Below are 278 nucleotides of genomic sequence, written 5' to 3' on the forward strand. Positions count from 1 at the left end.
CATGAATCACGTCGTGATCGACGAGGGAGAAGAGAATGGCAAAAGTGAAACTGAATCTCACGGCTGATGAGCTGAGTGCACTGATCGATAAGTTTCGCAGTCAAGAGCTGGGTGACGATGGAAAGGCCTATGACACGTTTCGGCCCGAGGATTTTGCATACGCGCTGCTGGAACACGTGCACGTGGACGCGAGCCCGTTGCTGCGCGCCATGAACAACGGGCTGGATGAGGTGCGGAACGCGGAAAGGCTCACACGCGAAAACGTTGAGATTTTCAGT

General features: G+C 54.3%; 1 protein-coding gene. It reads left to right on the forward strand.

The window, feature by feature from the left end:
- Positions 1 to 35: 35 nt before the first annotated feature.
- On the forward strand, positions 36 to 278 hold a 243-nt coding region (locus AC1RPV_RS07830; protein ID WP_481764207.1), incomplete at its 3' end, for a hypothetical protein.

This window comes from Dellaglioa sp. CoH-55-MRSF-9, assembly GCF_056782155.1.